This window comes from Streptococcus toyakuensis (assembly GCF_024346585.1).
In the GTDB taxonomy this organism is placed as follows: Bacteria; Bacillota; Bacilli; order Lactobacillales; family Streptococcaceae; genus Streptococcus; species Streptococcus toyakuensis.
In genome coordinates, this window is sequence record NZ_AP024523.1 from 1,424,993 (window position 1) to 1,445,119 (window position 20,127).

21 protein-coding genes, 1 pseudogene and 1 riboswitch are annotated in these 20,127 nt (G+C 42.7%); of the genes and pseudogenes, 6 read left to right on the plus strand and 16 right to left on the minus strand.

Features of this window, described 5'->3' with window-relative positions:
• Positions 1 to 107 precede the first annotated feature (107 nt).
• Together STYK_RS07350 and lctO are read right to left on the minus strand one after the other, a co-directional pair.
• Positions 108 to 776 (minus strand): TenA family protein, encoded by a 669-nt coding sequence (locus tag STYK_RS07350; protein WP_045611973.1) that lies wholly within the window; start codon positions 774 to 776, stop codon positions 108 to 110.
• Between the two features lie 217 nt (positions 777 to 993).
• Positions 994 to 1,082, minus strand: a riboswitch (TPP riboswitch).
• A 161-nt stretch (positions 1,083 to 1,243) separates the two neighbouring features.
• Positions 1,244 to 2,379: pseudogene (gene lctO, locus STYK_RS07355) on the minus strand (L-lactate oxidase).
• 215 nt (positions 2,380 to 2,594) lie between these two features.
• On the opposite strand from lctO, the gene STYK_RS07360 reads away from it, so the two are divergent.
• From STYK_RS07360 to STYK_RS07375, 4 genes are read left to right on the plus strand one after another with little or no spacing between them, the layout of a single operon-like run.
• On the plus strand, positions 2,595 to 3,275 hold the full coding sequence (locus STYK_RS07360; RefSeq protein ID WP_045611974.1) for an amino acid ABC transporter permease: 681 nt from the start codon (positions 2,595 to 2,597) through the stop codon (positions 3,273 to 3,275).
• Entirely contained in the window at positions 3,235 to 3,912 is a 678-nt protein-coding gene (locus tag STYK_RS07365) for an amino acid ABC transporter permease (protein WP_045611976.1), read from the plus strand. Before STYK_RS07360 ends, STYK_RS07365 begins: the two co-directional genes overlap by 41 nt.
• Complete coding sequence (locus STYK_RS07370; protein WP_125448134.1) at positions 3,913 to 4,671, plus strand: amino acid ABC transporter ATP-binding protein; 759 nt, start codon at positions 3,913 to 3,915, stop codon at positions 4,669 to 4,671. It begins immediately after the preceding gene.
• Positions 4,672 to 4,682: 11 nt separating this feature from the next.
• On the plus strand, positions 4,683 to 5,549 hold the full coding sequence (locus STYK_RS07375; RefSeq protein ID WP_060806258.1) for a cysteine ABC transporter substrate-binding protein: 867 nt from the start codon (positions 4,683 to 4,685) through the stop codon (positions 5,547 to 5,549).
• A 61-nt stretch (positions 5,550 to 5,610) separates the two neighbouring features.
• Here STYK_RS07375 and pyrE read toward each other — a convergent pair whose 3' ends face one another.
• The 7 genes from pyrE to typA all read right to left on the minus strand — a co-directional run bounded on the left by pyrE (position 5,611) and on the right by typA (position 13,053).
• Positions 5,611 to 6,243 (minus strand): orotate phosphoribosyltransferase, encoded by a 633-nt coding sequence (gene pyrE, locus STYK_RS07380; RefSeq protein WP_261102090.1) that lies wholly within the window; start codon positions 6,241 to 6,243, stop codon positions 5,611 to 5,613.
• A gap of 33 nt (positions 6,244 to 6,276) precedes the next feature.
• Complete coding sequence (pyrF, locus tag STYK_RS07385; protein ID WP_119919979.1) at positions 6,277 to 6,978, minus strand: orotidine-5'-phosphate decarboxylase; 702 nt, start codon at positions 6,976 to 6,978, stop codon at positions 6,277 to 6,279.
• 232 nt (positions 6,979 to 7,210) lie between these two features.
• Positions 7,211 to 8,401, minus strand: a complete 1,191-nt coding sequence (locus STYK_RS07390; RefSeq protein ID WP_261804790.1) for a cell division protein FtsQ/DivIB — start codon at positions 8,399 to 8,401, stop codon at positions 7,211 to 7,213.
• 9 nt (positions 8,402 to 8,410) lie between these two features.
• Complete coding sequence (locus STYK_RS07395) at positions 8,411 to 9,469, minus strand: UDP-N-acetylglucosamine--N-acetylmuramyl-(pentapeptide) pyrophosphoryl-undecaprenol N-acetylglucosamine transferase (RefSeq protein WP_261804791.1); 1,059 nt, start codon at positions 9,467 to 9,469, stop codon at positions 8,411 to 8,413.
• A gap of 1 nt (position 9,470) precedes the next feature.
• On the minus strand, positions 9,471 to 10,823 hold the full coding sequence (murD, locus tag STYK_RS07400) for a UDP-N-acetylmuramoyl-L-alanine--D-glutamate ligase (protein ID WP_173275663.1): 1,353 nt from the start codon (positions 10,821 to 10,823) through the stop codon (positions 9,471 to 9,473).
• Between the two features lie 114 nt (positions 10,824 to 10,937).
• Positions 10,938 to 11,192, minus strand: a complete 255-nt coding sequence (locus STYK_RS07405; protein ID WP_261102085.1) for a DUF3165 family protein — start codon at positions 11,190 to 11,192, stop codon at positions 10,938 to 10,940.
• 19 nt (positions 11,193 to 11,211) lie between these two features.
• Positions 11,212 to 13,053 (minus strand): translational GTPase TypA, encoded by a 1,842-nt coding sequence (gene typA / locus STYK_RS07410; protein WP_000164111.1) that lies wholly within the window; start codon positions 13,051 to 13,053, stop codon positions 11,212 to 11,214.
• 160 nt (positions 13,054 to 13,213) lie between these two features.
• Here typA and STYK_RS07415 point away from each other — a divergent pair, with 160 nt between their 5' ends.
• Positions 13,214 to 13,939 (plus strand): 16S rRNA pseudouridine(516) synthase, encoded by a 726-nt coding sequence (locus tag STYK_RS07415; protein ID WP_261804792.1) that lies wholly within the window; start codon positions 13,214 to 13,216, stop codon positions 13,937 to 13,939.
• Between the two features lie 33 nt (positions 13,940 to 13,972).
• Here STYK_RS07415 and STYK_RS07420 read toward each other — a convergent pair whose 3' ends face one another.
• A complete protein-coding gene (locus tag STYK_RS07420) occupies positions 13,973 to 14,356 on the minus strand; it encodes a rhodanese-like domain-containing protein (protein WP_000259257.1) in 384 nt (127 codons plus the stop codon).
• Positions 14,356 to 14,586, minus strand: a complete 231-nt coding sequence (locus tag STYK_RS07425; RefSeq protein WP_001808324.1) for a YqgQ family protein — start codon at positions 14,584 to 14,586, stop codon at positions 14,356 to 14,358. Before STYK_RS07425 ends, STYK_RS07420 begins: the two co-directional genes overlap by 1 nt.
• A gap of 101 nt (positions 14,587 to 14,687) precedes the next feature.
• Between STYK_RS07425 and STYK_RS07430 the strand changes: the two genes are divergently transcribed.
• On the plus strand, positions 14,688 to 15,596 hold the full coding sequence (locus STYK_RS07430; protein ID WP_049487917.1) for a LysR family transcriptional regulator: 909 nt from the start codon (positions 14,688 to 14,690) through the stop codon (positions 15,594 to 15,596).
• Between the two features lie 54 nt (positions 15,597 to 15,650).
• On the opposite strand, the gene STYK_RS07435 is transcribed toward STYK_RS07430, so the two are convergent.
• The 5 genes from STYK_RS07435 to miaA are packed head-to-tail and all read right to left on the minus strand — an operon-like array spanning position 15,651 to position 20,102.
• Positions 15,651 to 16,406, minus strand: a complete 756-nt coding sequence (locus tag STYK_RS07435; protein ID WP_261102082.1) for an SDR family NAD(P)-dependent oxidoreductase — start codon at positions 16,404 to 16,406, stop codon at positions 15,651 to 15,653.
• A gap of 20 nt (positions 16,407 to 16,426) precedes the next feature.
• A complete protein-coding gene (rnz, locus tag STYK_RS07440; protein WP_261102080.1) occupies positions 16,427 to 17,356 on the minus strand; it encodes a ribonuclease Z in 930 nt (309 codons plus the stop codon).
• A 14-nt stretch (positions 17,357 to 17,370) separates the two neighbouring features.
• Positions 17,371 to 17,994, minus strand: a complete 624-nt coding sequence (locus STYK_RS07445; RefSeq protein ID WP_261804793.1) for a cystathionine beta-lyase — start codon at positions 17,992 to 17,994, stop codon at positions 17,371 to 17,373.
• Positions 17,987 to 19,225, minus strand: a complete 1,239-nt coding sequence (hflX, locus tag STYK_RS07450; RefSeq protein ID WP_261228777.1) for a GTPase HflX — start codon at positions 19,223 to 19,225, stop codon at positions 17,987 to 17,989. Before hflX ends, STYK_RS07445 begins: the two co-directional genes overlap by 8 nt.
• Complete coding sequence (miaA, locus tag STYK_RS07455) at positions 19,218 to 20,102, minus strand: tRNA (adenosine(37)-N6)-dimethylallyltransferase MiaA (RefSeq protein ID WP_261804794.1); 885 nt, start codon at positions 20,100 to 20,102, stop codon at positions 19,218 to 19,220. Before miaA ends, hflX begins: the two co-directional genes overlap by 8 nt.
• Positions 20,103 to 20,127 lie beyond the last annotated feature (25 nt).

A 20,127-nucleotide genomic window follows, 5' to 3' on the forward strand; every position in this document is an offset into this window, starting at 1 on the left:
TTTATACGATCTACTGATTTCGATTTATTTCTATCTTTCGTTAAGAAATTTTTTCATTTACATTGAATGATTTACCTCATCAAATTTGTAAATATCCTAAACCTTCACTAGGCGTCATAGCCAATATCAAAAAAGGCTAATTCTAAAGCGACTGCTTGGTTCCAGCGTTGCTGAAGTTCTGTCAAATCTTCTAGACCTTTCCCAACACGATTGAGTTCATCAACCAGAAATTGAACCCACTCTGCAAAGAAAGGACCTCTGTGGAGATTAATCCATTCCGAATGAATGTAGGCTTCAGGTAGAGCCAAATCTTTAGAACCCCAGTCTAAATAGAGACCTTCTGCAATGACCAGCATGACCAAAAGATGGGCATAGTTTGATGAATCCACTGCCGAATACATTAGATCCTGAAAGGCTTTTGTTACAGGATGCAAGGTCACTTCCAGATAATCATTCTCAGATACTTTTAACTCTTTGAAAGCCTTCTGGAAATAACCGTCTTCATCTGCTTCAAGAAAGCCTAGTTGCTTGGCAAAACGAAGCTTGGATTCAAGCTGGTCTGCGTGGGCTACGCAGGCACCCAGCATGGATAAGAAGGCATCAAAGAAGTGATAATCTTGAATTAGGTAGTCTTTTAAGACCTTATTCTCAATTGTCCCCGCAAAAAGTTCCTTAACAAAACGATGATTGATTGCAGCCTGCCAATCCTTCTGACTGCTTTTTAATAATTCTCCAACGGTCAAACCTGACTCAAATGCATAGTCTTGTGTTTCCATATTTATTTTTCCTTTCTTTACTCCTTAGTAATCAATAAAATATCAAGAGATACCAAGCAAAATCGTAATTCCACCTGATACTTTTAAAGAACATCGAGGGCATTTGCAGAGAGCTACCTAAACAAGCCTATCCAGTTTGTATAAACAAAAAAAACTCCAATTACAATCGAGAATTAGAGTTGACTTACAAGATTAGATCGTTCATTTCGCTATACGAAAAAAACTGTTCACATTTCCCTTCGCCAGTCTTAACTGTATCAGGTTCAATGGGTATCATCTCAGCTTAAAGCACCCCAAATGTCTTTATTATTTAATTACTGCACCAGTATAGCAAAAAATGAAAGCCCTAGCAAGATATTTGACTGAAAAATATATTTATATAGATTTTGATACGATTTCCCTTTATTAAAACAAAACGTTCAAAACACAAACAAAAACCTCCACATTCAGTGGAGGCAATCTTTTTATCAATACAATTTTAAGTCGCGTGGTCAACTGGGAAGGTTGGGTTGTATGGGTTGTGACGGAGTTTGAAGTGTTTGACATCTTCAATAGTCTGAGTTCCAGATAACTGCATAACTGTCTTCAATTCTGCATTCAAGTGTTCAAAGACTTGACGCACACCAACACTACCGCCGAGAGCCAAGCCATAGATAACCGGGCGGCCAATAGCTACCAAGTCTGCTCCTGAAGCCAAGGCTTTAAAGACGTGTTGGCCACGACGAATACCAGAGTCAAAGACAATTGGCACACGTTTATCAACTGCTTCAGCTACTTCTTGAAGTGAATCGAAGGCAGCTGGTCCACCGTCGATTTGACGGCCACCATGGTTGGTCACCCAGATACCAGAAGCACCTGCAGCAAGCGAACGTTCAACGTCCTCACGGCATTGTGGTCCCTTGACATAAACAGGAAGTCCTGAGTATTCAGCGATAAATTCTACATCACGTGGAGACAAGCGTTGTTTAGCTGATTTGTAAACAAAGTCCATTGATTTACCAGCACCTTCTGGCAGGTATTCTTCAACAATCGGCATGCCAACTGGGAAGACAAAACCATTACGTTTGTCCACCTCACGATTGCCCCCTACAGTCGCATCTGCCGTCAAGACAATCGCTTTATAACCTTCAGCCTTCACACGGTCCATGATGTGGCGGTTGATTCCATCATCTTTACTAAAGTAAAATTGGAACCAATGAGGTGTCCCTTGAAGGGCTTCCGTAATTTCTGGAAGATCTACAGTAGAGTAAGAGCTAGTTGTGTAAAGAGAACCAAACTCATGCACACCACGCGCAGTCGCCACTTCACCCTGTTCATTCGCTAATTTATGAGCCGCAACAGGCGCCATAATGATTGGTGAAGACAATTTTTCGCCTGCAAACTCAATCTCTGTACTTGGATTTTCTACATTGCAAAGTGTATGAGGAACGATGAGTTTGTGGTTAAAGGCGCGGATATTCTCTCTTAAAGTGAAAGTATCTTCCGCCCCACTAGCGATATAACCAAAGGCTGCTTTAGGGATCACTTGTTGCGCCATTGGTTCCAAATCATAGGTATTGATGAAATCTACATGACCTTCTGCATTGCTTGTTTTGTATGACATAAAATGTCCTCCTTGATAAGTAAGCGTTTACTTTGTATATTACAAAAATATCTTAACTCTTTTTTCAAAACTTTTCAAATATTTTGTTTGTAAATTTCAGAAATTTTATGTCTATGATAAAAAATCCTTATAACGGCAATAAAAAATAGATATTATCCAAAGAAGATTTTAAGTGCTACAATAACTGTATTATTTCTAGATGGGAGGTTCTATTTTTGGATTGGTCCATTGTTGAACAATATCTACCACTATATCAAAAGGCATTCTTTCTAACCTTGCATATTGCAGTTTGGGGAATTCTGGGATCCTTTCTGCTCGGTTTAATCGTTAGTATCATCCGACATTATCGAATCCCTGTTTTGGCGCAAGTAGCGACAGCCTATATTGAATTGTCACGTAATACGCCCCTTTTGATTCAACTCTTCTTTCTCTACTTCGGACTTCCCCAAATAGGGATTGTCCTATCTTCAGAAGTCTGTGCCGCTTTAGGACTGGTCTTTTTAGGAGGCTCCTATATGGCAGAATCTTTCCGAAGTGGGCTGGAAGCCGTCAGTCAAACCCAGCAGGAGATTGGATTAGCAATCGGTCTGACACCTGTGCAGGTCTTTCGCTATGTAGTTCTTCCGCAAGCAACAGCGGTGGCCCTACCGTCTTTTAGTGCCAATGTCATTTTCCTCATCAAGGAAACCTCTGTTTTCTCAGCAGTAGCTTTGGCCGACCTCATGTACGTCGCCAAGGACTTGATTGGACTCTATTATGAGACAGACATTGCGCTAACTATGTTGGTAGTTGCTTACCTTATCATGTTGCTCCCCATCTCACTGGTCTTTAGCTGGATAGAAAGGAGGCTCCGCCATGCAGGATTCGGGAATCCAAGTACTCTTTCAGGGAAATAATCTCCTGAGAATCTTACAGGGATTGAGCGTTACGATTGGGATATCCATCCTATCTGTCCTCTTATCCATGATATTCGGGACAGTCATGGGAATCATCATGACCTCCCATTCTAGAATCATACGATTTTTAACACGATTGTATCTGGAATTCATCCGTATCATGCCCCAACTGGTGCTACTCTTCATCGTTTACTTTGGCTTGGCTCGAAACTTTAATATCAATATCTCAGGTGAGACTTCTGCTATTATCGTTTTCACCCTCTGGGGAACAGCTGAAATGGGGGACTTGGTCCGTGGAGCCATCACTTCCCTCCCTAAGCATCAGTTTGAAAGTGGACAGGCACTAGGTTTGACAAACGTTCAGCTTTACTACCACATCATCATCCCACAGGTCTTGAGAAGATTGCTACCGCAGGCTATCAATCTGGTTACTCGGATGATTAAAACCACTTCCTTGGTTGTTTTGATAGGGGTTGTTGAGGTTACAAAGGTTGGACAACAAATCATCGATAGCAATCGCCTGACCATCCCAACTGCTTCCTTCTGGATTTATGGAACCATTCTAGTCTTGTATTTCGCAGTCTGTTTCCCTATTTCCAAACTATCCACTCACCTAGAAAAACATTGGAGGAACTAAATGTCTGAAACTATTTTAGAAATCAAGGAACTAAAAAAATCCTTCGGAGACAATCCTATCCTCCAAGGTCTATCTCTAGATATCAAAAAAGGGGAAGTTGTCGTCATCCTAGGGCCATCTGGTTGTGGGAAAAGTACCCTCCTTCGTTGCCTCAATGGCTTAGAAAGTATTCAAGGTGGAGATATTCTTCTGGATGGCCAGTCCATTATTGGCAATCAGAAAGACTTTCACTTAGTTCGCCAAAAGATTGGCATGGTCTTTCAAAGCTATGAACTCTTTCCCCATCTAGATGTCCTACAAAACCTCATCCTAGGTCCTATCAAGGCTCAGGGAAGAGACAAGAAGGAAGTAACGGAAGAAGCTTTGCAATTACTAGAGCGTGTTGGATTGCTTGATAAACAACATAGCTTTGCCCGTCAATTATCTGGCGGACAGAAGCAACGGGTTGCGATTGTCCGTGCCCTGCTCATGCATCCAGAAATCATCCTCTTTGATGAAGTGACCGCTTCACTGGATCCAGAAATGGTGCGTGAAGTTCTGGAACTCATCAATGATTTGGCCCAAGAAGGCCGTACCATGATTTTAGTAACTCACGAAATGCAGTTTGCCCAAGCAATTGCCGATCGGATTATCTTCCTCGACCAAGGGAAAATCGCTGAAGAAGGAACAGCTCAAGCCTTCTTTACCAATCCGCAAACCAAACGAGCCCAGGAATTTTTAAATGTCTTTGACTTTAGCCAATTTGGCTCATATCTATAAAGGAGATTTTTATGAAACTATTCAAACCACTCTTAACTGTTTTGGCACTTGCCTTTGCCCTTATCTTTGTCACAGCTTGTAGCTCAGGTGGAAATGCTGGTTCATCATCTGGCAAAACCACTGCCAAGGCTCGCACAATTGATGAAATCAAAAAAAGCGGTGAGCTACGAATCGCCGTATTTGGAGACAAAAAACCGTTTGGTTACGTTGACAATGACGGTTCTTACCAAGGTTACGATATTGAGCTTGGAAACCAACTGGCACAAGACCTTGGTGTCAAGGTTAAATACGTTTCAGTCGATGCTGCCAATCGTGCTGAATACTTGATTTCAAACAAGGTGGATATTACTCTTGCTAACTTTACAGTAACTGATGAACGTAAGAAACAAGTTGATTTTGCCCTTCCTTACATGAAAGTTTCACTTGGTGTCGTATCACCTAAGACTGGTCTCATTACAGATGTCAAACAATTGGAAGGTAAAACCTTGATTGTCACAAAAGGAACAACTGCTGAGACTTATTTTGAAAAAAATCATCCAGAAATCAAACTCCAAAAATATGACCAATACAGTGACTCTTACCAAGCACTTCTTGACGGACGCGGAGATGCCTTCTCTACTGACAATACGGAAGTCCTAGCTTGGGCGCTTGAAAATAAAGGATTTGAAGTTGGAATTACTTCCCTTGGTGACCCAGATACCATCGCAGCAGCAGTTCAAAAAGGTAACCAAGAATTGCTAGACTTCATCAATAAAGATATTGAAAAATTAGGCAAGGAAAACTTCTTCCACAAGGCCTATGAAAAAACACTTCACCCAACCTACGGTGACGCTGCTAAGGCAGATGACCTTGTTGTTGAAGGCGGAAAAGTCAACTAATACTCAATGAAATCACAAAAAGAAATCAGGTAATCCTAGTGACTACCTGATTTTCTATGTTTTAAGCATTTTGCCAATTTTCTTGGTCTTCTTTAAATCGTTTTAGAAGGTCGAGCCCTTCTGGTGTGATATAGCCTTCTTCTTGGGCTAGGTGGATGAGTTCACTGTAGTTAGAAAGCGTCACAAGTTTGACACCTGCATCTGAGAAGTTCTTATCTGCTTTTGGCAATTGGTAACTGAAAATTGCTACTACACCAAGCACATCTGCTCCTTCTCGCTTGGCTGCTGCTACTGCTTCAAGAACAGAACCACCTGTTGAAATAAGATCTTCAACCACTACCATTTTTTGACCCTGAGCTACGCGTCCTTCGATTTGGTTACCAGCTCCGTGGTCTTTTGGTTTGCTACGGATATAGGCAAATGGCAAATTCATCTTATCAGCAATAATAGCTCCGTGTGGAATCCCTGCTGTTGCAGTCCCTGCAATCACTTCTACATCTGGAAAGGCTTCTTTGATAGCTTCCACAAAGCCATTTTCAATTAAGGTACGAGTTTCTGGATAGGCTAGTGTCACACGATTATCCGTGTAAATCGGTGACTTGATACCAGATGCCCAAGTGAAAGGCTCCTCTGGTTTGAGGTAAATTGCTTGAATTTTCAAGAGGTGGCTAGCGATATCTTTAGCAAGTGTCATGGTATTCTCCTTTTATTTTTCTAATCTAATTCTTTAATTCCAGTCTTGGTTCCATTCATCTTTGATAGCATTATAAGCTGCAACAGGATCCTCAGCTTGGGTAATGGGACGTCCCACCACGATATAGTCACTACCTATTTGATAGGCATCCGCTGGCGTCATAACGCGTTTTTGGTCTCCAACTGCAGCTCCCGCTGGACGAATCCCTGGTGTCAAGCAGATAAAATCTTGATTGGTAGCCTGTTTGATGACTTGCACTTCCTGAGCCGAGCAAACGACACCATCCAAGCCCGCCTCAGCTGTCTTCTTGGCATAGTGGATCACAGACTCCTGCAGACTGGTTTGGATGTTTTGAAACTCCTGCATCTGAGCTTCTGATGTTGATGTCAGCTGAGTAACTGCAATCAACTTCGCTTGGTTTCCAAGACCTTCACGCGCCGCCTTCATCATCTCTACACCCCCAGCCGCATGAACATTAGTCATATCCACACCAAGCTGAGACAAAACCTTCATGGCTGACTTGACTGTATTGGGAATGTCATGAAGCTTGAGATCCAAAAAGACACTGTGCCCCAGATCTTTCAAGTAAGACACAGTCTCAGGCCCCGTTGCGTAATAGAGCTCCATCCCTACCTTTAGATAAAGGCTTTCTTCTGCTGGGAAAAGAGCTAAAAATTCCTTGACCGCCTCAAAACTAGGAAAATCAAGAGCAATAACTGGACGATGTTCTCGCATAGGTTTCTCCTTTTACCTTTGCTAGTGAGAGAGTCTGGCCACAAGAAGCCACGAAAAAAGGAACCAGCCAACAGCAAGGTTCCACGAAAAATGGGTAGTCTCCACCCTTTCACCGTCTAACCTTAGCTGCCTCTCTGGACTGCTTTAAAGGTTTTCTATTATTCTATTATTTCTACTAGCACTTGTCAAGTAAAAACATGGCAACTAAAGAGCTATAGGAGAAAAGCTAAAACTAGCGACGCGATGAGCGCTGATTTGTTTGATTTCGATTGCTCTCTTCCTCTTGTTTTTTCTGTTCTTCTTCCTGTTTTTTCTCTGCTTCCTTAGCCTCTTGTTTGGCTTTTTCCTCAGCTTCCATAATTAATTTATCCGCCACAGTGTAGCTGTAAATTCCAGCTTCCATATCGACCACACTTGGTTCTGACAATTGAGGTTTAATCTTGCTGTAATAAGGCAATTTCTTGCTCATTTCAGACAGGGGAACCAAGACTTCGTCCGAATCATTCATGGTCAATCGAATTAAATCGGAAGTCACCTTGCTTGGGGCTAGTTCCACCTTTTGGATAGCCGCCTTGAGTTCTGGGCTAATTTGAGCAAGTTCTGAGACAAAAGCCTTGATTTGTTCGCTGTCATTAAAGAGAACTGATATATAAGTTTCTGGCAAACTGACCAAGCTCACAGAACTAGTCTCAAGCTGACCGCTTGAAAGGATTGGATAATGATTTTCACCAGAAACATAGTAAGCAACAATATCGTATTCCTTGACCTTGATAGTGAACTTGGTTGGAAATTGATAAACAAGCTGAGCTGATTCAACCCAATAGTTAGACTTGATCTGCTCTTCATATTTTGCCTTGTCTAGCAGAAGATTAATCGTATAATCCGAATCCTGAATGCCCGAAGCCTGTCGAATATCATCAGCCGTAGTTTGCACCGTTCCCTCAACACGGATATCCTTCATGGTCGCATAAGGACTGAGTAAGTAGGCAGAGACAATCAATAAAAGCAAACTTGGAAATAAAATCGTGAAGGCTCGTAAGATATGGAGGCCAGGAATCTTTGCTTTGGCTGGTTTTTCCTTTTTAGCAAGATTTTTATCCTGTTCCTCCTTCTCTTTAGACCCTGATTCTTCTATCTCTTCTTCCTCTTTGTCAGCCTCTGAGGATTCTACTTTTTCCTCAGACTCTTCCTTAGCTGATTCTGGGGCCTTTGGGTCAGATTCACTCTCTTGGTCCTCAGTTGCATCTGACTTTTCAGATTTTGAAGCCATTCGAGCTTGTCTTTCCTTTTCCTTCTCCTCAGCTAGGGCTGCCTCTTCTTCAGCCTTCTTTTTTAGGTATTCTTGGTTTCGTTTCTGCCATTCTGATAACTCTTTAAATTCTTCGAGGATTTCTTTGCCCTCATTTTTCTTATCTTTTGACATTTACTTTCCTTATGATAAATCTTTTTTCAACAATTGATAAAAATCTGCTAGAGATTTCAATTCCTTGGAAGCCTTCATCTTAGCTTGGTAGTCTTCCTTGTGGCTTAGTAAGTGAGACAGCTTCTCTTCCAAACTATCCAAAGTCAAATCACTTTCTTGAAGCTCTTCTGCATAGCCTTTTTTTACAAAGTAGGCTGCGTTCTCAATCTGGTCACCACGACTAGCTTCACGACCAAGTGGCACAATAACATGTAATTTTGCCATGGCCAAGAGCTCAAAAATCGTATTGGCACCACCTCGTGTCACAACAATATCAGCCAATTCCATCAAGGGTTGATAGAGATTGGTCACATAGTCAACACGAAAAAGATTTTGGCTCAACTCGTTCAGGCTAGAATCTCCAGTTAGATTGATAATATTGTAGCGCTCGGTCAGCTCTTTCTTATGGTCTGTCACCAATTGGTTAAAGACACGAGCGCCTGCAGAACCACCGACAAACAATACAGTTGGCAATTGGGGATTAAAGTGGGTTTGAATATCCACCAATTCATCTGGTTCTGGAGTGTTTTTGTCCGAAACCTTGGTCACCGCTCCCACATGCTCGACCTTAGACAAACTTGAAGCTTGTTCAAAGGTTGAATACATCTTCGTCGCAAATTTATAGGCGATTTTATTGGCCAAGCCCATAGACAGGTCAGATTCGTGAATAAAGACTGGCACTCCTGAAACACGTGCTGCGATAACAGGTGGCACAGAGACAAAGCCTCCCTTTGAAAAAAGAGCCTGTGGACAAAGTCGCAACATGATAAAGAGCGATTGGACAATTCCCCATCCAACTTTAAAGACGTCCAGCATATTTTGCCAAGAGAAATAACGACGCAATTTTCCGGTCGCAATGGAATGGAAGGTGACATCTAGACCCGACTTGAGGATTTCTTGGTGTTCGATGCCACGTTTATCTCCGATATAGTGGACTTCCCAGCCATCTTCGATGAACTTGGGCATTAACAAAAGATTGAGGGTAACGTGTCCAACCGTCCCCCCACCTGTAAAGACAATTTTTTTCATATTATTCCTTTAACTCCGCTACTGTGTCGATAAAGAGGTCGCCACGTACTTCAAAGTTAGCATACATATCCCAGCTGGCATTGGCAGGACTGAGAAGAACCACATCTCCTTGAGTCGCAAGTTCATAGGCCTTGCGGGTCGCATCAGCAATATCAGTCGCATCCACATAAGACACACCAGCCTTGTCTGCTGCCCGTTTGACACGTTCGGCAGACTGACCGAGGATGACCATCTTCTTGAGTCCAGTAATGTCTGGAACCAATTCGTCAAACTCATTACCACGGTCCAAACCACCTGCAATCAAAATGACCTTGCTGTTGTCAAATCCTGACAAGGCTTTTTGAGTAGCCAAGATATTGGTTGACTTGCTATCATTATAGAATTTGACACCCTTGATTTCATCCACAAATTGGAGACGGTGTTTGACACCACCAAAGGCTGAAAGAGTTTCCTTGATGGTTTGGTTGTCTACACCACGGATCTTGGCTACAGCAATAGTCGCAAGGGCATTTTCCACATTGTGGCTACCTGGAACACCGATTTCACTAACTTCCATGACCACTTCTCCACGAAAGTAGAGCTGACCATCTTCCAGATAAGCTCCATCAACCTTTTCAAGTGTTGAGAATGGTACAACTGTAGCTTGTGTTTTAGTAGCTAATTCTTTTGCCAAGTCTTGGTTAAAGTTCAAGACAAGGAAATCAGCCACTGTCATCTTGTTCTGGATATTCCACTTGGCTGCTACATATTCCTCAAAAGAACCGTGGTAGTCGATATGAGTTGGCATGAGGTTGGTAATAACCGCAATCTCTGGATGGAATTCTTGAACTCCCATAAGTTGGAAAGAAGAAAGTTCCATAACAAGAGTGTCCTTGTCTGACGCAGTTTGAGCCACTTGACTAGCTGGATAGCCGATATTTCCTGATAAAAGACCATGTTGTCCAGCCGCAGTCAAAACTTCCCCAATCATAGTCGTTGTGGTTGTTTTACCGTTCGAACCTGTGATACCGATAATTGGCGCTTCTGAAATCAAGTAAGCCAATTCCACCTCAGTCAAGACTGGAATTCCCTTTGCCAAAGCCTTTTCAATCATAGGATTGCTATAGGGGATGCCTGGATTTTTCACCATAAGGGCAAACTCTTCATCCAAGAGTTCCAAAGGATGACCACCTGTGATAACCTTGATCCCTTCTTCCAGCAAACTTTGCGCAGCTGGATTGTCCTCGAAAGGTTTCCCATCATTTACTGTCACAATGGCACCTAGCTTGTCCAACAAACGAGCTGCAGATTCACCAGACTTGGCCAAACCTAAAACAAGGACTTTCTTATTTTTAAATTGATCTATTACTTTCATGTCTCGAACTCCATTTCTACTCTTACTATTTTACCATTTTTATGGAAATAATTCTAAACGAAAATGCTCAGATTCAGCATTCTAACAAGCAAAAAGAGAGCCAAAACTCTCTTTTTATCTTCTTTTACTTTTACTGACCGACATGAGGGTAATATCTCGCAAGCTAAAGTATGCTAGGAAGAGCATGGCAATTGCGATAAAGAATTCTGTCGGTAGCTGAAAGATTTGCAGAACTGACAACATGAGCAAAATCAAGAGTGCTACAAAAGCAAAGACGACAAGGACGATATTGACAGTCCCTTTAATGCTTTCTGGTGTCGCAAATACGTAGAGTAGTAATAAGAGGAGTCCTATGATTGAATAAACCATTTTTATCTCTTTCTAGCTCTTATTCAGCTGATTTTTTCTTCTTGTTAGCTTTCTCACGCTCTGCCTTGTTAAGGATTTGTTTACGCAAACGGATAGACTCAGGAGTTACTTCCATGTACTCATCGTCGTTCAAGAACTCAAGAGACTCTTCAAGTGTCAAGATACGAGGAGTCTTGATAACAGCCGTTTGATCCTTAGTAGCTGAACGGACGTTGGTCATTTGTTTAGCCTTAGTGATGTTAACTGTCAAGTCGTTTTCACGAGAGTTTTCACCGATAATCATTCCTTCGTAAACCTCAGTACCTGGGTTGACAAAGATCGTACCACGTTCTTCGATAGACATGATTGAGTAAGTTGTAGCCTTACCAGCATCGATAGAAACAAGGGCACCACGGTGACGACCACCAATTTCACCTGGAATCAATGGCAAGTATTGGTCGAAGGTATGGTTCATGATACCGTAACCACGAGTCATTGACAAGAACTCAGTTGAGTATCCAATCAAACCACGCGCTGGAACAAGGAAGACCAAACGAGTTTGACCATTACCAGTTGAAATCATATCCAACATTTCACCCTTACGTTCAGAAAGGCTTTGGATAACAGACCCTTGGTATTCTTCTGGAGTATCGATTTGAACACGTTCAAATGGCTCACATTTGACACCGTCGATTTCTTTTACGATAACTTCTGGACGAGATACTTGAAGTTCATATCCTTCACGACGCATAGTTTCGATAAGAATTGATAAGTGCAATTCTCCACGTCCTGAAACAGTCCATTTGTCTGGTGAATCAGTTGGGTCAACACGGAGGGAAACGTCTGTTTGCAATTCTGCCTGCAAGCGTTCTTCTACCTTACGAGAAGTTACCCATTTACCTTCTTTACCAGCAAATGGTGAGTTGTTGACCAAGAAAGTCATTTGAAGAGTTGGCTCATCGATGTGTAGGATTGGAAGAGCTTCTACTGCATCTGTCGGAGTAATGGTTTCACCGACAAAGATATCTTCCATACCTGAAACGGCAATCAAGTCACCTGCTTTAGCTTCTTGGATTTCACGACGTTCCAAACCAAAGAAACCGAAGAGTTTAGTAACACGGAAGTTTTTAGTTGTGCCATCAAGTTTAGAAAGGGTAACTTGGTCCCCAACCTTAACAGTACCACGGAAGACACGTCCAATACCGATACGTCCAACGAAGTCATTGTAGTCCAAAAGCGATACTTGGAATTGCAAAGGCTCATCTGAGTTATCTACTGGAGCTGGAATATGGTCGATAATCGTATCAAAGATTGGTGCCATAGTAGCTTCTTGGTCAGCTGGATCATCTGACAATGAAGAAGTTCCGTTAATAGCTGAAGCATACACCACTGGGAAGTCAAGTTGGTCATCATCTGCACCAAGCTCGATGAAAAGTTCCAATACTTCATCCACTACTTCTGCTGGGCGAGCTGATGGTTTGTCGATTTTGTTAACAACCACGATTGGGACAAGGTCTTGTTCCAAGGCTTTTTTCAATACGAAACGAGTTTGTGGCATGGTTCCTTCGTAGGCATCTACGACCAAGACAACACCGTCAACCATTTTCATGATACGCTCAACTTCTCCACCGAAGTCCGCGTGTCCTGGTGTATCCATGATGTTGATACGAGTTCCGTTGTAGGCAACGGCTGTATTTTTAGCAAGGATGGTAATTCCACGCTCTTTTTCAATATCGTTTGAGTCCATAGCACGCTCAGCCAATTCAGTACGTGCATCAAGCGTTTCTGATTGTTTCAATAATTCGTCAACGAGGGTTGTTTTACCGTGGTCAACGTGGGCGATAATCGCAATGTTACGGATATCTTCTCTTAATTTTGTCATGATTTCCTCTATAATATTCAAAATTTATTTTCTAACTGAACGATTATACCATAATTTCAGGTAAATAACATAACTCAAGCAAGTGTAAATGTTTTCACTCCGCTTTTCTTTTCACATCAAGCCTTTTCAAAGCAAGCGACTTATGATAAGATAGGCAGGTATGCGTTTAGATAATTTATTAGCCCAAGAAAAAATCAGCCGAAAGGCCATGAAACAAGCCTTACTTAAAGGAGAAATTCTAGTCGATGGTTGCCCAGCCCGCTCCCTAGCTCAGAATATCGATACAGGACTACAAGAACTTCTTTTTCAGGACCGTATCATTCACGGCTATGAGCATACCTACCTTATGCTTCATAAGCCTGCTGGTGTCGTTACAGCCAACAAAGACAAGGAACTTCCGACCGTCATGGACCTCCTTCCGCCTGACATCCAGTCTGACAAGCTCTATGCCGTCGGCCGACTGGACCGAGATACGACAGGACTCCTCCTCTTGACCGATAACGGTCCCTTGGGCTTTCAGCTCCTCCATCCCCAGTATCATGTCGATAAGACTTATCATGTTGAGGTTAATGGACTTCTAACACCTGACCATATCCAAGCCTTTCAAAAAGGAATTGTCTTTTTAGATGGTACTAACTGTAAACCTGCAAGCCTAGAAATTCTATCTGCAAGTCCTTCCCACAGTCAAACCTCTATTACCATTTCAGAGGGGAAATTTCATCAGGTAAAAAAAATGTTCCTCTCGGTTGGTGTCAAGGTGACTTCTCTCAAACGCACCTATTTTGGACCTTGGAGCTTGGATGATAATCTTCAAGAGGGAGACTACCGCCCCCTAAACTCAGAAGAGTTGGCAAGTATTCGTGACTTTCTCAGAAAAAGTGGTTAAAAAATGAGCTAGGAAATATCCAAGCTCGTTTTCTTATTTCTCAACTTTCACTTTCCCTTTCCAAGAATCCAAGCCATAAGAAAGGATATAAATCTCAGAAAAACCTTGTTTTTTCAAGTAAAGGGCTGCATTTGTGACACGTTGCGCACGTTGGTTTTCGTAGAGAAGAACAGGTTTATCCTTACGAAGGGCTGCAAGACTAGTCTTCAACTGACTTGAAGGAATATTGCGGGCTCCAAGGATATGTTTTCTGTGGAATTCTGCTGGGTCGCGCAAATCAATCAATTGACCCGTACGAATCAAGGCTTCAAACTCCTCATTGTCTACGATTTTAGCCGCACGGCGAATACGAAGATAGTTAAAGCCCATCCATGCTAACATTGCCAGTATAAGTGCCCACAAAATCCAAGTAACCATTAGTTCTTTTCTCCATTTTTCTCAATATAATCCAATTCTACCTTGTGCTCTCTGCGAAGAACCGCTTCTGCTTCTAGATAGTCTAGTTTATCCATCAACCCTGCATCGTAAATCCGAGAGAGTTCCAACTTCATCAGTTCAATATCATATAAGCGTTTTCCCATGTAAACAATAATACCAAATCGTTTGAGGAATTGCTGCACATCATAGAATGTTTTCATAAGACTCATTCTAGCAAAATTTTGTGTTTTTTTCAAGAAGAGACCACACAATACTCCTGATTTTCCTATCTTCCTTGGCGATTCTGTCGCAAGTATGGTACAATAAAAACATGAGAATTCAACAATTACATTATATTATCAAAATCGTCGAAACTGGCTCCATGAATGAGGCAGCCAAACAGCTCTTTATCACTCAGCCTAGTCTTTCCAACGCTGTGAGAGATTTGGAAAATGAGATGGGCATTGAAATCTTTATCCGCAATCCCAAGGGTATTACCTTAACTCGTGATGGCATGGAGTTTCTCTCCTATGCCCGTCAGGTTGTCGAGCAAACTCAGCTTCTGGAAGAACGCTATAAAAACCCTGTCGCCCACCGCGAACTTTTCAGCGTTTCCTCCCAGCACTATGCCTTTGTGGTCAATGCTTTCGTATCTCTGCTCAAGAAAAGCGATATGGAAAAATACGAGCTCTTCCTTCGTGAAACACGGACTTGGGAGATTATCGACGACGTCAAGAACTTCCGTAGTGAGGTCGGTGTCCTATTTTTGAACAGCTACAACCGTGATGTTTTAACCAAAATGCTGGATGACAACCACCTGCTGGCTCATCATCTCTTCACAGCCCAGCCCCATATCTTTGTCAGCAAGACCAATCCTCTGGCAAAGAAAGATAAAGTCAAACTAGAAGACTTGGAGAACTTTCCTTACCTCAGCTATGATCAAGGAACTCACAACTCCTTCTACTTTTCAGAAGAGATTCTCTCGCAAGAATACCACAAAAAATCTATCGTAGTCAGCGACCGTGCCACTCTCTTTAACCTCTTGATTGGTTTGGATGGATACACGATCGCAACAGGTATTTTAAACAGCAACCTCAACGGTGACAACATCGTTTCCATTCCACTGGACATTGACGATCCGATTGAACTAGTCTATATCCAGCATGAAAAAACCAGCCTATCTAAGATGGGCGAACGCTTTATCGACTATCTACTAGAAGAAGTCCAGTTTGATAGTTGACAAATGATAAGAACCAATATGTAGGCTAGCAACAACCTACGCATTGGTTCTTTTTTATTTATAATTAAAAGCCTCCCCTGCCAACTTATCAGCTAGCTTGGGAAAGAGGGTATAAAACTTATGAGCTAGGTTCAACAAGACTGGGAGATTCAGTTCCCGTTTATTTTTTCCTATAATCTTGACAATCTTTTTAGCTACTGCATCTGGTTCTAGCAGGAAGCGATCAACTGATTTAAGATAGGTGCCGTCTGGGTCGGCTTGGTCAAAAAATCCGGTGCGGATTGGTCCTGGATTGATCGTCGTTACATAAACACCGTAGGACATAAGTTCGAGGCGTAACGCATTTGAAAAACCAATGACCGCAAACTTGGTTGCTGAGTAAAGGCTGGACTTGCCAGTAGCGATCAAACCTGCCATGCTGACAATATTGATAATATGGCCTTTTCGGCTTTCCTTCATACGAGCAGCAAGGCGACGAGACAGATTCATCAGGGCAAAGGTATTGACCTCAAACATCTGGTGAATATCTTTATCAGAAATCTGGTCAAATTCCTCAAAAATCCCGTAACCAGCGTTGTTAATCAAGACATCAATCTTGCCATAACGGAAATAGAGATCAGCTACTAAAGTGTCTAGAGCCTGATCATCGGTAATGTCGATTTCAATCAATTCTGCATGGGGATGATTTCCGTAGAGTTGAGCTAATTTTTCCCTATCTCGACCAAGCAAGATGAGCTGGTCTTCTGGTAAAAGTTTGACCATTTCTTGAGCTAGACCACCGCTAGCTCCGGTAATGAGAATAGTAGGCATACTTATCCTTCCTCAATCTTTTAGATTTCCACTTCTTCCAAGTCTTTGACCACATGCACATTTTCAAAAATTGTGGCAGCGTCTTTCTTGAGCTTGCTGATATCTTTTGAGAGAAAACGGGCACTGATATGGTTGAGCAGGAGTCGTTTGGCACCTGCTTCTACTGCGACCTCTGCTGCCTGCATGTTGGTCGAGTGACCATGATTGCGAGCAATCTTTTCATCGCCCTTGCCATAAGTGGACTCGTGGACTAGGACATCAGCATTGACAGCCAGACGCACACTAGCACTAGTTTTACGAGTATCACCAAGAATAGTGATAATTTTACCTGGACGTGGCGCTGAGATATAGTCAGCTGCCTTGATTTCTCTACCATCTTCTAGAACAACATTCTGACCATTTTTGATTTTTCCAAAAAGTGGGCCAAATGGGACACCAGCTGCCTTGAGTTTTTCAGCATCCAAGGTACCTTCTAGGTCCTTTTGCATGACACGGTAACCAACACAGAAAATAGTGTGGTCCAACTCCTCTGTATACACAGTGAATTTATCGGTCTCAAGGATTTTCCCTAAAGACTCTTGGTCAAACTCATGAAAATGAATACGGTAGGGCAAACGAGAACCTGACACACGAAGGCTGGTTAAGACAAAGGACTTGATCCCTTGTGGCCCATAGATTTCCAAATCTGTCTGCTCTTCATTAGCCTGAAAGGCACGGCTAGAAAGGAATCCTGGCAGGCCAAAAATGTGGTCTCCGTGCAAGTGGGTGATAAAGATTTTGCTGACCTTACGTGGTCGAATTGTGGTTTCCAGAATGCGATTTTGCGTTCCTTCTCCACAGTCAAAGAGCCAAACTTCGTTAATCTCGTCCAAGAGTTTCAGGGCGAGACTTGAGACGTTGCGGGCTTTAGAGGGCTGACCAGCCCCCGTTCCTAAAAATTGAATATCCATTCGATACTTTCTAATTAATCAATATATAACATAGCTGTGCGGTTTTCCGATCGGAAATAGCGCTTGCCAGTAAAAGCAGTAGCTTCTTGCAGTAAATCCTCTTGGCTGTAGCCTTTGAGACGCTTACGACCATCAGCCAAACTTTCCAAATCCGTCAAAGCTGTAAGACTCTCTACGCTAACAACTTCCTCATCCCCGACAGGCTTCATGTAAATCTTTCCAGACTCCTCAAAGACTAGCTGATGGGGGAAAATTTGCGCAATTTCAAAGAGCAAGTCAGCTGTGATTGCTTCCTCAGCTTCTGAGAAAATCCGCCCCAGCCCCTCACTCTCATAGCAAAAACCAAAGGATTTACCAGACAGATTAAGACGAATAAAAGGCTTGTTTTCGAGGGTGAATCTTGGCTCAACATTGTAGAGATTCAGTTCCTGACTGACTTCTGCAAAATAATCCGTCGCAGCTTCAGGACTCTTTTTCTGGTAGAGTTCTGCAAAATAGGCATTGACCACACTTGGCGGAGGAGTAATCAGTGCCAACTGCTCCTGCTCTGTCTTGCCAGCTAGAAGCTGATCCAGATAGAGCTTATCCAGACTTGTATAACCCCCATACTTTAGAGCCAAGGTTTTAATATCAGTCATAAAATTCTTCTAACCTCCATTTATTTTTCTCGGAAATGTAGCCCGTAATGACTTCTCCGTCATCTTGATAGTCGCGCTCTTCCAGAATTGCAACACTTTCCAAATCATGAATCTTGTAAGACTTAGAAAAAGGCACGCGCAGGGTAAATCTCTCAAAAATATCCTTGATTTTCTCTAAAAACAAAGCCTGCAAGTTCTCACGACTATCCTCAGACTTGGCAGAAATGAGGGCATAAGGCGTTTGGGTCGGCGTGAAATCCTCCACTAAATCTGCCTTATTATAAAGGGTCAAGCGAGGAATATCTTCCATGTCCAAGTCTTTCATGATGGACAGAACTGTTTTTTCATGCTCCTCGTGGTAAGGATTGCTGGCATCGATAACATGAACCAGAAGGTCCACATGCTTGCTTTCTTCCAAGGTCGACTTGAAACTGGACACCAACTCTGTTGGCAAATCTTGGATAAAGCCAACCGTATCAGTTAAAGTCACTTGGAGATTGCCACCCAGATGGATACTCTTGGTTGTCGCATCTAGCGTCGCAAAGAGCTCATCCGCTTCATATTGGGTCTTACTGGTCAAGGTGTTCATAATGGTTGATTTCCCAGCATTAGTGTAACCAATCAAACCAATCTTAAAGGTGCTTGACTCCAGACGTTTTTCTCTGACTGTCGCCCGATTTTTCTCAACCACCTTGAGCTGGCGCTCGATGTCTGTAATTTGGTTGCGAACGCTACGACGGTTCAGCTCCAGCTGGCTTTCACCAGGTCCACGGGAACCAATTCCCCCTGCCTGACGGCTGAGCATAATCCCCTGACCAACCAAACGAGGCAAGAGATACTTGAGTTGAGCTAGGTGGACTTGGAGTTTGCCTTCATGACTTCGAGCTCTCATAGCAAAGATATCCAGAATCAACTGCATACGGTCAATGACCTTGACACCCAGAACTTCCTCTAGATTGACATTTTGTCGCGGAGTCAAGCGGTTGTTGACAATGACAGTGGTAATCTCTTCTGCATCCACCATGAGGGCAATTTCTTCCAACTTACCAGAGCCGACGAAGGTCTTGGAGTCATACTTTTCACGTTTTTGTCTGTAGCTATCGACAACGACTGCCCCAGCTGTCTTAGCTAGACTGGCCAATTCTTCCATAGAGAGGTCAAAATTGTCCATGCCCTGCAATTCCACACCGATAAGCAGGACGCGTTCCTCTTTTTTCTCCGTTTCAATCATCTAAAAACTCCTCTATCTGGCTAAAAATGCGGTCTTGTACACCAGATTCTCCAATCTGATAAAAGGTGACCTGCATGCGATTACGGAACCAAGTCAACTGACGCTTGGCAAAACGACGGGTAGCCTGTTTGAGACTCTCACTAGCTTCATCCAGAGTCTGCTCTCCACGGAAATAAGGAAAGAGTTCCTTATAGCCAATACCTTTAGCAGCCTGCACATCAGGGTAATGATCAAAAAGCCACTTGGCCTCATCCAAAAGCCCAGCCTCAAACATCAGATCCACTCGGTGGTTGATACGTTCATATAATTGACTGCGTTCATCATCCAAGCAGATAATCAATGGTTCATATAAGGTCTCTTGATTTTCCAAATCCTGACCAAAATGGGCGATTTCCAAGGCGCGCATAGCACGACGACGATTAAACTGAGGAATCTCAAGGCCTGCTTGCTCCACCAGATGGGCTAATTCCTCATCTGTATAAGGCTCCAAACTAGCCCGATAAGCTAAAATCTCCTCATGAGGGGTCTCTCCACCCAGATGGTAGCCTTCTAACAAGCTCTGGATATAAAGCCCAGTTCCACCAGCGATAATAGCTAGCTTGCCACGGCTGTGAATATCCTCAATCGCCATCTTAGCTTCTGAAACAAAATCAAAAGCCGAGTAAGACTCGGTTACCTCTCTAACATCGATTAAATGATGGGGAACAACTGCCTGTTCTTCTGGACTAGCCTTGGCCGTCCCAATATCTAAACCGCGGTAAACCTGCTGACTATCGCCACTCACAACTTCCCCACCAAAGCGCTTGGCGACTTCAATGGCAAGAGCCGTTTTTCCAACAGCAGTTGGCCCAACGATCACAATTATTTTTGTTTTCATCTTTTTTCCTTGAAAAATTCCCATT